Origin of the sequence: Paracoccus subflavus, assembly GCF_004310345.1 — a bacterium.
In the GTDB taxonomy this organism is placed as follows: domain Bacteria; phylum Pseudomonadota; class Alphaproteobacteria; order Rhodobacterales; family Rhodobacteraceae; genus Paracoccus; species Paracoccus subflavus.
On sequence record NZ_SISK01000004.1, the window covers coordinates 72,836 to 86,000 of the forward strand.

Genomic DNA, 13,165 nt, shown 5'->3' on the forward strand with positions numbered 1-13,165 from the left:
GGATGGCGGAACTGTACCAGACGCAGCGCGCGATGCGGAACATCCGCCGCGCCGCCCTGCAACGCGGCGTGATCGGCATCCTCGACATCGGCACCTCCAAGATCGCCTGTCTGGTGCTGCGTTTCGACGGGACGGGCACCTTTCGGGAAACGGACGGCGTCGGCCCCATGGCGGGACAGGCGAATTTCCGGGTGATCGGCGCGGCCTCGACACGCTCTCGCGGGATGCGCCGGGGCGAGATCGAGGTGATGGCCGAAACCGAACGGGCAATCCGCACGGTCGTGGCCGCGGCGCAAAAGATTGCCGGCGTGCGGGTCGATCACGTCATCGCCTGCCTGTCGGGGGGCCGTCCCGCATCCTATGGCCTGGCCGGGGACATCACGTTGGAGGCGGGGCGGGTTCACGATCACGATGTGGCGCGCGTTCTGGCAGCCTGCGACGCGCCCGATTTCGGCCGGGGACGCGAGGTGCTGCACGCCCAGCCGGTGAACTTTGCCGTGGACAACCGCAGCAGCCTGGGCGATCCGCGCGACCATGTCGGCAACAGGCTGTCCTGCGACATGCATGTGCTGACGGTGGACGGCGACGTGATCGGCAATCTGATCCAGTGCATCCGCCGCTGCGACCTGGAACTGGCCGGGATCGCCTCGGCCGCCTATGCCTCGGCCCGTGCCTCGCTGGTCGAGGACGAACAGGAACTGGGTGCGGCCTGCATCGACCTGGGCGGCGGTGGAACGGGCGTGTCGATCTTTGTCAAGAAGCACATGATCTTTGCCGACGCCGTGCGGATCGGCGGGCACCTGATCACGCAGGACATCGCGCAGGGACTGCGGGTGCCGCTGCCGGTGGCCGAGCGGCTGAAGACGCTCAGCGGCGGGGTCGAGGCCACCGGGCGCGACGATCGCGAGATGCTGGATCTGGGCGGCGCCGAGGCGTCCGGCTGGGACGGAGAACGCCGCTCTGTAAGCCGCGCGGACCTGATCGGGATTATGCGGCCAAGGGTCGAGGAAATTCTAGAGAATGCCCGTCAAGTTCTTGATGCGGCAGGGTTTGACCAGATGCCCAGTCAACAGATCGTGTTAACGGGTGGGGGCAGCCAGATCCCCGGCCTGGATGGTCTGGCTGCGCGCATCCTAGGGCCGACAATCCGCTGCGGCCGACCCCTGCGGATCGACGGGCTGGCCCACCAGTTCACCGATCCGGGCTTTGCCAGCGCGGTGGGTTTAGCGCTGTTCGCGGCACATCCCCAGGATGAATGGTGGGACTTCGAAATGCCCGCCGACAGTTATCCGACCCGCAGCCTGCGACGCGCGTATCGGTGGTTCAGGAACAACTGGTGATCGCCGTTTGGTTGCACAGGACTGCCCGTGCCGCCTGCAGCGGCATGGGCAGAATATCGCCGAAAACGGATGCAGATGCTGCCAGATTTTGCGGTTTTTGCGTGTTTTTCGGGTGACGCAAGACGGACCCCCGGCTAGGATCGGGGGGCGAAACGAGGGATTCGACGGGCGGCAGGTCATGACCCGATCGACACAGCAAAAACAGGCGGAATCATGAACCTCAATCTGATGATGAACGACGAAGACGAACTCAAGCCGCGCATCACCGTGTTCGGTGTCGGCGGCGCGGGCGGCAACGCGGTCAACAACATGATCGAGAAAAAGCTCGACGGGGTCGAGTTCGTCGTGGCCAATACCGACGCGCAGGCGCTTGCCGGATCGCGCGCGACCAGCCGCATCCAGATGGGCCCCAAGGTGACCGAGGGCCTGGGCGCGGGCGCCAAGCCCGCCATCGGCGCCAAGGCCGCCGAGGAAACGATCGAGGATATCGTCGATCACCTGATGGGCGCGCACATGTGCTTCATCACCGCGGGCATGGGCGGCGGCACCGGCACCGGCGCCGCGCCCATCATCGCCCAGGCTGCGCGCGAAATGGGCATCCTGACCGTCGGTGTCGTGACCAAGCCCTTTCAGTTCGAGGGCACCAAGCGCATGCGTCAGGCCGACGAGGGGATCGAGGCGCTGCACAAGGTCGTGGACACGCTGCTGATCATCCCCAACCAGAACCTGTTCCGCATCGCCAACGAAAAGACCACCTTCACCGAAGCCTTCGCCATGGCCGACGACGTGCTGTACCAGGGCGTCAAGGGCGTGACCGACCTGATGGTCAAGCCGGGCCTCATCAACCTCGACTTCGCCGACGTCCGCTCGGTCATGGACGAGATGGGCAAGGCCATGATGGGCACCGGAGAGGCTTCGGGCGAAAATCGCGCCCAAGAGGCCGCCGAACGCGCCATCGCCAACCCGCTGCTGGACGAGGTCAGCCTGAACGGCGCCAAGGGCGTGCTGATCAACATCACCGGCGGTTACGACATGACCCTGTTCGAGCTGGACGAGGCCGCGAACGTCATCCGCGACAAGGTGGACAGCGACGCCAACATCATCGTCGGCTCGACCCTGGACCCCGACATGGACGGGTCGATCCGCGTGTCGGTGGTGGCCACCGGCATCGATGCCGCGGCAGCCATGGCCGAGGTTCCGGCCCCCCGCCGCAGCATGGCCGAACCGCTGACCCAGAACCCCACGCTGGCGCAAAAGCCCGAACCTGCCGTCCCGCAGGCCGACGACCTGCCGCCCCGCCGCGTCGCGGCGCCCCTGGCCGAAACCCGTCCCGCGCCTGCGCCTGCGGCCCCGGCTGCCCGGACCGAGGACGACATGCCCGCCCCGGCCTATCAGCGCCGCGAACCGGCCCAGCCGATGATGCTGAACGTCAAGGACGACGCGGGCTTCATCGCGCCGCGTGCACCGCAGGGCACCGCGCCGCGCGGTCAGGCGTCGCCCGAAACGCTGGAGCGGCTGCGCCGCGCCGTCGAACACAAGGGCGAACGCCAGCAAGCGGCGGCGCAGCAGTCCGAGCCTGCCCGCAACCAGGGCCGCATGGCGGGACTTGGCCGGATGCTTGAACGGATGGCCGGTCACACGGATACCGCCGCCGCCCCCAAGCCGCCGGCGTCGTCCATCGCCGAACGCGTGAACGAACGTGTCGCCGTTCGCGCCCGTCAGCAGGAAACCGACTTCGACGATCTGGCCAGCCCCGATGCGGCCGGTGACAGTGTCGAAATTCCCGCCTTCCTGCGCCGTCAGGCGAACTGAAGCCGGTCACGAAACCAGCATCAAAAGGGCCGCCCTGCGCGGCCCTTTTTTGCTGCCGTAAAGGCAGGCGCATTCCCCTGCAACAATCCGCCCGCGATTGTTTCACACCGTCACAAATCGTTAATTGAACGCCCGGCGCCCCAGGACTAGGTGATGCGTTGAACCGTCAAATGTTTATGTCGGACAGTATCTCGGGCAGGGTGCCATGCAGGCGACAGTTGGTAAATCAGTGGTGTTTCAAGGGGTGGGACTGCACAGCGGCGCCCCGGCCCGGCTTGATATTCATCCCGCCCCGGCAGGGCACGGCATCGTCTTTCGCCGGGTCGACCTGACCCCCGCCGTGGACATTCCGGCACGGTGGGACAATGTGCTGCCGTCACGCCTGTGCACGCTGCTGAGCGATGGCAAGGGCGCGACGCTCTCGACGGTCGAACATGTCATGGCAGCCCTGGCCGGGACGGGCATTCACAACGCGCTTGTGACCGTCGACGGCCCCGAGGTCCCGATCCTCGATGGATCGGCCGCCCCCTTTGTGCGGGGCATCCTGCGCGCGGGGATCGTGCATCAGTCCGCCCCCCTGCGCGCCATCCGGGTTCTGCGCCCCGTCGAGGTGCGCGAGGCCGAGGCCTTTGCCCGGCTGGCGCCCGCCGACCATCTGGAAATCGACTTTCAGATCGACTTTGCCGACCAGGCAATCGGGCATCAGGAAAAGCGGCTGGACATGGCCAATGGTGCATTCCTGCGCGAACTGGCCGACAGCCGCACCTTTTGCCGACAGGCCGACGTGGACACCATGCGCCGCAACGGTCTGGCCCTGGGGGGCACCTATCTGAATGCCGTGGTCGTGGACGGCGCGCGCGTGCTGTCTCCCGGCGGGCTTCGCCATGCCGACGAGGCGGTGCGCCACAAGATGCTGGACGCCACCGGCGATCTGGCGCTGGCCGGGGCACCGCTGCTGGCGCGCTATACCGGGCACCGGGCGGGCCATGCCCTGACCAACCGCCTGTTGCGCGCGCTGTTCGCCGACCCGGCGAACTGGCGGTGGGAAACCTGCTCTCGCGCCCTCGAGAACCGCCTTCCGGGTGCGGGCGTCGCAGCCTATGACCTGGCGGAAACGGCCTGGGTCGCCGCCTGATCCGCGCGCCTGGGGCAATGTCGGATCATGGCGCGGGACGCGCGGGGAATTGCATGGATTGCCATTTTGCGCCCCCCGATGTTCTGTGCTAGAGCGTCCGGGCAGCCCGTCCCCTTGGGTCCGGCTGCAAGGAAGAAATCTTGGGCAGGGTGAAGATGGCGCGCTCGAAATTCTCGGCCTCCGTGATGGCGGCGGTCCTGGCGGGTCTGGTGCTGACGGGGTGCGGGCGCGGCGGCGGCAATGCCGAACGGCAGAACCTCGACCGTTTTACCGCCGAGGAAATCTACAAGCGCGGCGAGTTCGAGCTGGAAAACAGCCGCCGCCCCGAGGACGCGGTGTTCTATTTCTCCGAGGTCGAGCGTCTTTATCCCTATTCCGAATGGGCCAAGCGCGCGCTGATCATGCAGGCCTATTCCAACCACCGGGCCGAGAACTATGAGGAAGCGCGCAGCGCCGCCCAGCGGTTCATCGACACCTATCCCGGCGACGAGGACGCGGCCTATGCGCAGTATCTGCTGGCCCTGTCATACTATGATCAGATCGACGAGATCGGGCGCGACCAGGGCCTGACCTTTCAGGCGTTGCAAGGCCTGCGGTCCGTGATCGAGGAATATCCCGACAGTGAATACGCCCGCAGCGCGATCCTGAAATTCGACCTGGCCTTCGACCATCTGGCCGCCAAGGAGATGGAGATCGGGCGCTATTACCTCAAGCGCGGGCATTACGCGGCCTCCATCAACCGTTTCCGCGTCGTGGTCGAGGAATTCCAGACCACCAGCCAGACGCCCGAGGCGCTGCTGCGGCTGGTCGAGGCCTATCTGGCCCTGGGCCTGACGGACGAGGCGCAGACGGCGGGGGCGATCCTGGGCTACAACTTCCGGTCCTCGCCCTTTTACGAGGACGCCTATCGCCAGCTTCGCGGGCGCGGGCTGTCGGCCGAGGCGCGCGGCGACAACTGGCTGGCCAATGTGTATCGCCAGATGATCCAGGGGCGGTGGCTGTGATCACCCCCTGTGCCGGGTAACGGTCGCCATGCTGCGATCGCTGGATATCCGCGACATGCTGCTGATCGATCGGTTGGAACTGACCTTCGGTCCGGGCCTGAACGTGCTGACCGGGGAAACCGGGGCCGGCAAGTCGATTCTGCTGGACTGTCTTGGGTTCGTGCTGGGATGGCGCGGCCGGGCCGATCTGGTCCGCCAGGGGGCGCAACAGGGCGAGGTGACGGCCGTATTCGACCTGCCGGCCGCCCATCCCGCCCGCGCCGTGCTGGCCGATGCGGGGATCGAACTTGACGACGACGACCTGATCCTGCGGCGGGTCAATGGCGGCGATGGCCGCAAGACCGGCTATGTCAACGACCGGCGCGTTTCGGGCGAGGTGCTGCGACAGTTGTCCGAGACGCTGGTCGAACTGCATGGCCAGCACGACGACCGTGGCCTGCTGAACCCGCGCGGGCATCGTGCGCTGCTGGATGCCTTTGGCGCGATCGACCTTGGCCCGCTGCGCGCCGCCTGGTCCGCCCGACGCACCGCCCGCCGCGACCTTGACGAGGCCGAGGCCCGCCTGGCCGCTGCCCGCGCCGAAGAGGATTTCTTGCGCCACGCGGTCGCCGAACTGGACCAACTGTCCCCCGAGGCCGGCGAGGAGGCGGTGCTGGATACCCGCCGCCGCGCCATGCAAGGCGCCATCCGCATCCGCGAGGATGTGGCCCGCGCGCTGAAGATGCTGGGCGGCGACGGGGCAGAGGGCGCGATGCTGGACGCGACCCGCTGGCTGGAGGGCGCCGCCGACCGGGCCGAGGGACGGTTGGACGAACCACTGGCGGCCCTGTCCCGCGCCATGGTCGAGCTGGGCGAAGCCCATCGCGGGGTCGAGGATGCCTTGTCCGCGCTCGATGTGGACCCCTCCCGGCTTGAGGCGACCGAAGAGCGGCTGTTCGCCCTGCGCGCGCTTGCCCGCAAGCACAATGTCCTGGCCGACGACTTGGCCGGACTGGCCGACGACCTGCGTGCCCGCCTGGGCCGGATCGACGCGGGCGAGGCGCAGATCGCCGCCCTGCGCAAGCAGGTAGAGGCGTCCGAGGCGGCTTATGATGCGGCCGCCGCCGCCGTCACGGCCGCGCGGACCAATGCCGCGGCGGCCCTGGACCGTGCCGTGACCGCCGAACTGGCACCGCTCAAGATGGAGCGGGCGGTGTTCCAGACGCTTGTCACGCCCGGCGAGCCGGGGCCGGACGGACGCGATGACGTGGCCTTTACCGTCGCCACCAATCCCGGCACCCCTTCGGGGGCCTTGGACAAGATCGCCTCGGGCGGGGAACTGTCGCGGTTCCTGCTGGCGCTCAAGGTCTGTCTGGCGCGGGGCAACGATGCGCTTGTGCTGATCTTCGACGAAATCGACCGGGGCGTGGGCGGGGCCACGGCCGATGCGGTGGGGCGGCGGCTGAAACGGCTGTCCGAGGATGCGCAGGTTCTGGTCGTGACCCATTCGCCCCAGGTCGCGGCCCTGGGGGCCAATCATTTCCGTGTCGCGAAATCCGTGCAGGATGACATGACCACATCGACCGTGACCGCGCTCGACCCCGGACAGCGGGTCGATGAGATCGCCCGGATGCTGTCGGGCGACCGCATCACCGAGGCCGCGACCGGCGCCGCGCGCGCCCTGCTGGGGGGCTGACAGGCGACCCGGCGCCGTTCAGGCCGGGATCACCTTGTCCAGAACCGTCCGCAGCCGCGCCACCGTGCCGTCCACGTCCTTCAGCTTGTCCAGTCCGAACAGGCCCAGCCGAAAGGTCGAGAACCCGTCGCCCTCGTTCACCGCAAGCGGCACCCCTGCGGCGATCTGCATTCCCTGGGACGCGAACTTCTTGCCGTTCTTGATGTCGGGATCGTCGGTATAGCTGACCACGACGCCGGGCGCGGCGAATCCCGGCGCCGCGACCGACCGGATGCCCCGTTCGGCCAGCATGTTTCGCACCGCCCGGCCCAGCCGCCATTGCGCATCCCGCGCGGCATCGAACCCCATCTGGCGCGTTTCCTCCATCGCGTCGCGCAGGACCATCAGGGCGTCGGTCGGCATGGTGGCGTGATAGGCATGGCCGCCATCTTCGTACGCCGCCATGATCGCGCGCCATTTCTTCAGATCCAGGGCGAAACTGTTGCTGTCGGTCTGGGCCAGCCGTTCCGCCGCGCGTTCCGACAGCATCACCAGACCGGCCGCCGGGGATGCCGACCAGCCCTTTTGCGGGGCCGAGATCAGCACGTCCACCCCTGTCGCCACCATGTCCACCCACACCGTTCCCGATGCGATGCAGTCCAGCACCATCAGCGCGCCGACCTCGTGCGCGGCATCCGACAGCGCCCGGATGTAATCGTCGGGCAGAATCAGCCCGGCCGAGGTTTCGACATGGGGGGCAAAGACCGCCTCGGGACGGGCGTCGCGGATTTTCGCCACCACCTCGTCGATGGGCGGGGGCGCATAGGCGGGCTGCGGTTCGTTTCCGGCGGGGCGGGCCATCACCACGGTCGTGTCGCGCGCAAATCCGCCCATGTCGAAGATCTGGCTCCAGCGATAGCTGAACCAGCCGTTCCGGACGATCAGCGCATGACCGGTGCCGAACTGGCGCGCGACCGATTCCATCGCATAGGTGCCGCCGCCCGGCACGATGGCCACCTGGGACGCGCCATAAACCTCGCGCAGGCTGGCCGACAGGTCGCGCATCACCTGTCCGAACCGTTGCGACATGTGGTTCAGCGACCGGTCGGTGAACACGACCGAGAATTCGTCCAGACCATTCGGGTCGATATGGGGGTGAAGATGGGGCATCGCAGTCTCCTGTCCAGTCGTGCGCAGCCTAACCGTCCCCGCGCCCCGCGGCCAGACCGCCAAAGGCCGCAGGCGCGCGCCCCCTTGCGGCCCCCCCGTCCGGGCGACTACCTTCATGGCAACAGCAACATCGCAGGTTTTTCATGCGCATCGGCATCCTTCAATGCGGCCAGGCGCCCGTCGAACTGAGGCAGGACATGGGCGATTATCCCGACATGTTCGTCCGGCTTCTGGACGGGCGGGGGTTCGATTTCCGCACCTGGCATGTCGAGGCGATGGAGTTTCCCGCATCCGTCCACGACGCCGACGGCTGGCTGCTGACCGGATCGCGCCATGGCGCCTATGAGGATCACGATTTCATCCCCCCGCTGGAACGGTTCATCCGCGACGCCTATGGCGCGGGCGTGCCCCTGGTCGGCATCTGTTTTGGCCACCAGATCATCGCGCAGGCGCTTGGCGGCACCGTCGTCAAGCATCCGGGCGGCTGGGCGGTGGGCACGCAGGACTACGATTTCGGGGACGAAGCGGTGCGTCTGAACGCCTGGCACCAGGATCAGGTCGTGGTCTTGCCCCCCGACGCACAGGTCGCGGGGCGCAGCGAATTTTGCGAAAATGCCGCCCTGGTCTATGGCGACCGGGCCTACAGCGTGCAGGCGCATCCCGAGTTCACGGATGATTTCATCCAGGGGCTGATGGACAAGCGCGCGCCCGGCGTGGTGCCGCAACCTTTGCTGGACCAGGCGGCGGATCGGATGGGCGAACCGAAAGCATCGGACGCCATCGCCGACCGGATCGAGGCCTTCTTCAGGCAACCCCGCGCTGTCGCCAAAGGTGCCGCATGAGCGACTGGATCGAAAGGCTTCCCCAGGCGGCCCGCGATTTCGTGGCCGGCCGGCGCCTGGACGAGGTTGAATGCATCCTGGCCGACATCGCGGGCGTCGCGCGCGGCAAGGCCATGCCCGCGTCTAAATTCGCGCGGCAGGAGAGATTCTATCTGCCGAATTCGATCTTTCTCCAGACGATCACGGGCGAATGGGCGGACAATCCTGCGGGGGCGTTCACCGAACCCGACATGATCCTGACCCCCGATTTCAGCACCGCGACCGCCGCGCCCTGGACCGCCGACTGGACCTTGCAGGTCATCCACGACGCCTATGATCAGCAGGGCAAGCCCGTGCCCATCGCGCCGCGCAACGTGTTGAAACGGGTTGTCGGCCTGTATCGCGAACGCGGCTGGACGCCGGTCGTGGCACCCGAGATGGAGTTCTTCCTGGTCGCCCGCAACATCGACCCCAACCAGCCGATCATTCCGCCGATGGGCCGCACGGGGCGGCGGGCGGCGGCCAAGCAGGCCTATTCGATGAGCGCGGTCGACGAATACGGCAAGGTCATCGACGACATCTATGATTTCGCCGAGGCCCAAGGGTTCGAGATCGACGGCATCCTGCAGGAAGGCGGTGCGGGACAGGTGGAAATCAACCTCAACCACGGCGATCCGGTGGCCCTGGCTGACGAGATCTTCTACTTCAAGCGCCTGATCCGCGAGGCCGCGCTGCGCCACGACTGTTTCGCGACCTTCATGGCCAAGCCGATCGAGGGCGAGCCCGGCAGCGCCATGCACCTGCACCATTCCATCATCGACAGGGCGACCGGGCGGAACATCTTTTCGGATGAAAAAGGAGCCGAGACACCGGCCTTCCTGCACTTCATCGCCGGGATGCAGAAGCACCTGCCTGCGGCCATCGCGCTGTTGGCGCCCTATGTGAACAGCTATCGCCGATACGTCCCCGACTTTGCAGCGCCGATCAATCTGGAATGGGGCCGCGACAACCGCACGACCGGCCTGCGGGTTCCGATCTCGTCGCCCGAAGCGCGGCGGGTCGAAAACCGGCTGGCCGGGATGGACTGCAACCCCTATCTGGGAATCGCCGCAAGCCTTGCCTGCGGATACCTGGGTCTGATCGAAGGCGAGAACCCGCGCGGCGAATGCCTGGGCGACGCCTATATGTCGTCGCAGGACGAACTGCCCTACAACCTGGGCGATGCGCTGGACATCATGGCCGACAGCACGCCCATGCGCGGCGTTCTGGGCGAGGATTTCACCGCCGTCTATGAGTCCGTCAAGCGCAATGAATACAAGGAATTCCTTCAGGTCATCAGCCCCTGGGAACGCGAACACCTGCTGCTGAACGTATGAAGCTGCTTTATGCCAACGACCGGCGCGGAGAATATCCGCCCAGCGTCTATGCCGATACCTGTGCGGCTCTGGACCGTTTCGTCCCCCTCAAGGGGGAAACGCGGGCCGATGTGGCCGTGATCGGCGCGGGATATACAGGCCTCTCCGCCGCCCTGCATCTGGCGCGGGCGGGGCGTGATGTGGTGCTGGTCGATGCGCATCGGGTGGGCTTTGGCGCATCGGGGCGCAACGGCGGGCAGATCGGGTCTGGCCAGCGGCAGGAGGTGGACTGGCTGGAACGCCACTATGGCCGCGACACCGCCCGCCGCCTGTGGAACCTGGCCGAGGAGGCCAAGGCGCTGACCCGCGCGCTTGCTGCCGAATCGGGCGTGCCGGTCCGCGACGGGGTGGCCCATGCCTGTCGGACCGGGGCCGAGGTCGAACACAGCGCCCGGATGGCCGCGCATCTGGCGGCGCATTACGGCTATGACAAGGTGCAGCCCCTGGACCGCGATGCCTTGGCGGCGCATCTGGGCAGCGATGCCTATGCTGGCGGCGACGTGGACCGGGGCGCAGGGCATGTGCAGCCGCTGGCCCTGGCGATCGGCATGGCGCGGCTGGCGGTTGCGGCGGGGGCGCGCATCCATGAAGGCACGCATGTTCATCGGATCGACCACGGCACGGCTACCGGCAAGACCCGTGTGCTGTGCGACACCGGCAGGATCCTGTGCGATCACGTCATCCTGGCGGGCAACGGCTATCAGGGCCGGCTGGACGCGCGGGTCGCGGCGCGGGTCATGCCGATCAACAACTATATCGTCGCGACCGAACCTTTGGGCGACCGCTTCCCCGAAATCCTGCCGCAGCATACCGCCGCCGCCGACACCAAGTTCGTGGTGAACTACTGGCGGCTGGACGACGACCGGAGGTTGATCTTTGGCGGGGGCGAAACCGTCAGCTATCGGTTCCCCCGGGACATCGCGGCCCTGGTCCGTCCGCACCTGCTGTCGGTCTATCCGCAACTGCGCGACGTGGCGATCACCCATGCCTGGGGCGGCACGCTGGCGATCACCATGAACCGGATGCCCCATTTCGCGCGGCCCGCGCCCAACTGCCTGTCGGCCGGCGGCTATTCCGGGCATGGGGTCGCGCTGGCGACGCTGACGGGCCGGCTGATGGCGGATGCGGTGGCGGGACAGTCGGACGGGTTCGACACCATGGCCGCGATTCCCACGCGGCCCTTTCCGGGCGGTTCCATGCTGCGCGGCCCGCTGTTGGTGGCGGGCATGGCCTGGTACGGGCTGCGCGACAGACTGGGGTTCTAACCGGCAGGGGTTTCTAGCGCGCGGCGGCAATCCGCTGCCGCTGGAGGGCGGAATCGCGATCCGTCACCCCCAACAGACCGGAGACCAGTCGGATGGTGCTTTCTTCGTCCTTGTCGCGATGGTTGTCGCTCAGGGCGACCTGCCACATGGCATGGATGATCGCTGCCCGATCCTCGGGCGAGACGCGATCCTTGATCAGCCGCGTAAAGCGCACGGTGTCGGGCGCCTCGGCCTCGATCATCTCGGCCACCGACCGGCGCTCGGCGGCATCGGCAAGGTCAATCCCGTGCATCCGCGCCAGAACGTCGTCAATCCGGCCCTTTTCGGCGGCATTGTAATGATCATCGGCGCGCGCCACCCGCACCAGCAGGGCGGCTATCGCAACCTCGGCATCCTCCGGAGCCAATGGCATTGGCTCGGCATCATCCGAGAAAAGACGAGAGAGAAGATTGCGGAACATGCAACCAGTGTAGCCTTTCGGTCGCAGTGTTCAAGGAAGAAGGGCCAAACTGCTTTTTATTAAACCCGTCTTGTCAGACCCGTCGCGGCCGGCCATCGGTCAATAGACCTGCGGGACATACAGGTCGCGCGACAGCACGTCGCGTTCGTAATCGGGGTTGAAGACCCGATCGGGCAGGGTGATGTCGTCGTGAGGAACCTCGTCATAGGGGATCAAGCTCAGCAGGTGGCTCATGCAGTTCAGCCGGGCGCGCTTCTTGTCGTTGGCCGGCACGATGTGCCAGGGCGCCTCGGGGATGTTGGTGCGCTCCAGCATGTCCTCCTTGGCCTTGGTATAGGCTTCCCAGCGGATGCGGGATTGCAGGTCCATGGGCGACAGCTTCCACTGCTTCAGGGGGTCGTGGATGCGCATCAGGAACCGCAACTGCTGTTCCTCGTCGGTGATCGAGAACCAGTATTTCACCAGCGTGATCCCCGACCGGACCAGCATTCGTTCAAATTCGGGAACGTCCTGGAAGAACTGCTCGACCTCGTCCTCGGTGGCGAAACCCATGACGCGCTCGACGCCGGCGCGGTTGTACCAACTGCGGTCGAACAGCACGATCTCGCCCCCGGCGGGCAGGTGTGGAACATAGCGCTGAAAATACCACTGGGATTTTTCGCGGTCTGACGGTGCCGGCAGCGCGACGGTGCGCACGACGCGGGGGTTCAGCCGCTGGGTGATGCGCTTGATCGCGCCGCCCTTGCCCGCTGAATCGCGGCCCTCGAAGATCACGACGACCTTTTTTCCGGTATGGGCGACCCAGTCCTGCAGCTTGATCAATTCGGTCTGCAGGCGCAGCAATTCGCGGAAATACAGGCGGCGGTCCATCTGGTCGGGCCGCTTTTCGCGATAGATGCGCCGGATCTCCTCGGACAGAAACGCGTCCTCGAGTTCGTTCTCGTATTCCTCGTCCAGGGTATCCAGAAGCTCGGCTTCCAGCCAGTCCTTGGGTTCCTGCGTCATGGTCTGCTCCGGCTGCGGTGGGGTCCGTCTAGGACGGAAATGTAACGGATTTGCAGCAACCAAGGCCGTGCTGCCGGTCCATCG

11 protein-coding genes are annotated in these 13,165 nt (G+C 66.7%); 8 read left to right on the plus strand and 3 right to left on the minus strand.

The genetic code is table 11. From position 1 onward, the window contains the following. Positions 1-2: 2 nt before the first annotated feature. The 5 genes from ftsA to recN all read left to right on the plus strand — a co-directional run bounded on the left by ftsA (position 3) and on the right by recN (position 6,966). Positions 3-1,340, plus strand: coding sequence for a cell division protein FtsA (gene ftsA, locus EYE42_RS06885; RefSeq protein ID WP_130990578.1), 1,338 nt, complete (start codon positions 3-5; stop codon positions 1,338-1,340). Between the two features lie 213 nt (positions 1,341-1,553). Then, positions 1,554-3,152, plus strand: a complete 1,599-nt coding sequence (gene ftsZ, locus EYE42_RS06890) for a cell division protein FtsZ (RefSeq protein WP_130990579.1) — start codon at positions 1,554-1,556, stop codon at positions 3,150-3,152. A gap of 205 nt (positions 3,153-3,357) precedes the next feature. Continuing rightward, positions 3,358-4,287, plus strand: a complete 930-nt coding sequence (gene lpxC, locus EYE42_RS06895) for a UDP-3-O-acyl-N-acetylglucosamine deacetylase (RefSeq protein ID WP_130990580.1) — start codon at positions 3,358-3,360, stop codon at positions 4,285-4,287. A 185-nt stretch (positions 4,288-4,472) separates the two neighbouring features. After that, positions 4,473-5,291, plus strand: a complete 819-nt coding sequence (locus EYE42_RS06900) for an outer membrane protein assembly factor BamD (RefSeq protein WP_425466557.1) — start codon at positions 4,473-4,475, stop codon at positions 5,289-5,291. Positions 5,292-5,319: 28 nt separating this feature from the next. Continuing rightward, entirely contained in the window at positions 5,320-6,966 is a 1,647-nt protein-coding gene (gene recN / locus EYE42_RS06905; protein WP_130990581.1) for a DNA repair protein RecN, read from the plus strand. A gap of 18 nt (positions 6,967-6,984) precedes the next feature. On the opposite strand, the gene EYE42_RS06910 is transcribed toward recN, so the two are convergent. Continuing rightward, entirely contained in the window at positions 6,985-8,115 is a 1,131-nt protein-coding gene (locus EYE42_RS06910) for an aminotransferase class V-fold PLP-dependent enzyme (protein ID WP_130990582.1), read from the minus strand. A 143-nt stretch (positions 8,116-8,258) separates the two neighbouring features. Between EYE42_RS06910 and EYE42_RS06915 the strand changes: the two genes are divergently transcribed. From EYE42_RS06915 to EYE42_RS06925, 3 genes are read left to right on the plus strand one after another with little or no spacing between them, the layout of a single operon-like run. Beyond that, the gene (locus EYE42_RS06915; RefSeq protein ID WP_130990583.1) at positions 8,259-8,957 is read left to right on the plus strand and encodes a type 1 glutamine amidotransferase; all 699 of its coding nucleotides are present in this window, start codon (positions 8,259-8,261) and stop codon (positions 8,955-8,957) included. Then, positions 8,954-10,312: a glutamine synthetase family protein gene (locus tag EYE42_RS06920; RefSeq protein WP_130990584.1), complete on the plus strand. Its 1,359-nt coding sequence runs from the start codon at positions 8,954-8,956 to the stop codon at positions 10,310-10,312. Before EYE42_RS06915 ends, EYE42_RS06920 begins: the two co-directional genes overlap by 4 nt. Beyond that, entirely contained in the window at positions 10,309-11,616 is a 1,308-nt protein-coding gene (locus tag EYE42_RS06925) for an NAD(P)/FAD-dependent oxidoreductase (RefSeq protein WP_130990585.1), read from the plus strand. Before EYE42_RS06920 ends, EYE42_RS06925 begins: the two co-directional genes overlap by 4 nt. A gap of 13 nt (positions 11,617-11,629) precedes the next feature. On the opposite strand, the gene EYE42_RS06930 is transcribed toward EYE42_RS06925, so the two are convergent. After that, positions 11,630-12,028, minus strand: a complete 399-nt coding sequence (locus tag EYE42_RS06930; RefSeq protein WP_342772698.1) for a tellurite resistance TerB family protein — start codon at positions 12,026-12,028, stop codon at positions 11,630-11,632. Between the two features lie 147 nt (positions 12,029-12,175). Then, entirely contained in the window at positions 12,176-13,081 is a 906-nt protein-coding gene (gene ppk2, locus EYE42_RS06935; RefSeq protein ID WP_130990587.1) for a polyphosphate kinase 2, read from the minus strand. Positions 13,082-13,165: the final 84 nt, after the last annotated feature.

Bases quoted from the DNA above. Each gene is read 5' to 3' on its own strand.
- ftsA (WP_130990578.1), top strand. From the start codon at position 3: ATGGCGGAACTGTACCAGACGCAGCGCGCGATGCGGAACATCCGCCGC.
- ftsZ (WP_130990579.1), top strand. From the start codon at position 1,554: ATGAACCTCAATCTGATGATGAACGACGAAGACGAACTCAAGCCGCGC.
- lpxC (WP_130990580.1), top strand. From the start codon at position 3,358: ATGCAGGCGACAGTTGGTAAATCAGTGGTGTTTCAAGGGGTGGGACTG.
- EYE42_RS06900 (WP_425466557.1), top strand. From the start codon at position 4,473: ATGGCGGCGGTCCTGGCGGGTCTGGTGCTGACGGGGTGCGGGCGCGGC.
- recN (WP_130990581.1), top strand. From the start codon at position 5,320: ATGCTGCGATCGCTGGATATCCGCGACATGCTGCTGATCGATCGGTTG.
- EYE42_RS06910 (WP_130990582.1), bottom strand. From the start codon at position 8,115: ATGCCCCATCTTCACCCCCATATCGACCCGAATGGTCTGGACGAATTC.
- EYE42_RS06915 (WP_130990583.1), top strand. From the start codon at position 8,259: ATGCGCATCGGCATCCTTCAATGCGGCCAGGCGCCCGTCGAACTGAGG.
- EYE42_RS06920 (WP_130990584.1), top strand. From the start codon at position 8,954: ATGAGCGACTGGATCGAAAGGCTTCCCCAGGCGGCCCGCGATTTCGTG.
- EYE42_RS06925 (WP_130990585.1), top strand. From the start codon at position 10,309: ATGAAGCTGCTTTATGCCAACGACCGGCGCGGAGAATATCCGCCCAGC.
- EYE42_RS06930 (WP_342772698.1), bottom strand. From the start codon at position 12,028: ATGCCATTGGCTCCGGAGGATGCCGAGGTTGCGATAGCCGCCCTGCTG.
- ppk2 (WP_130990587.1), bottom strand. From the start codon at position 13,081: ATGACGCAGGAACCCAAGGACTGGCTGGAAGCCGAGCTTCTGGATACC.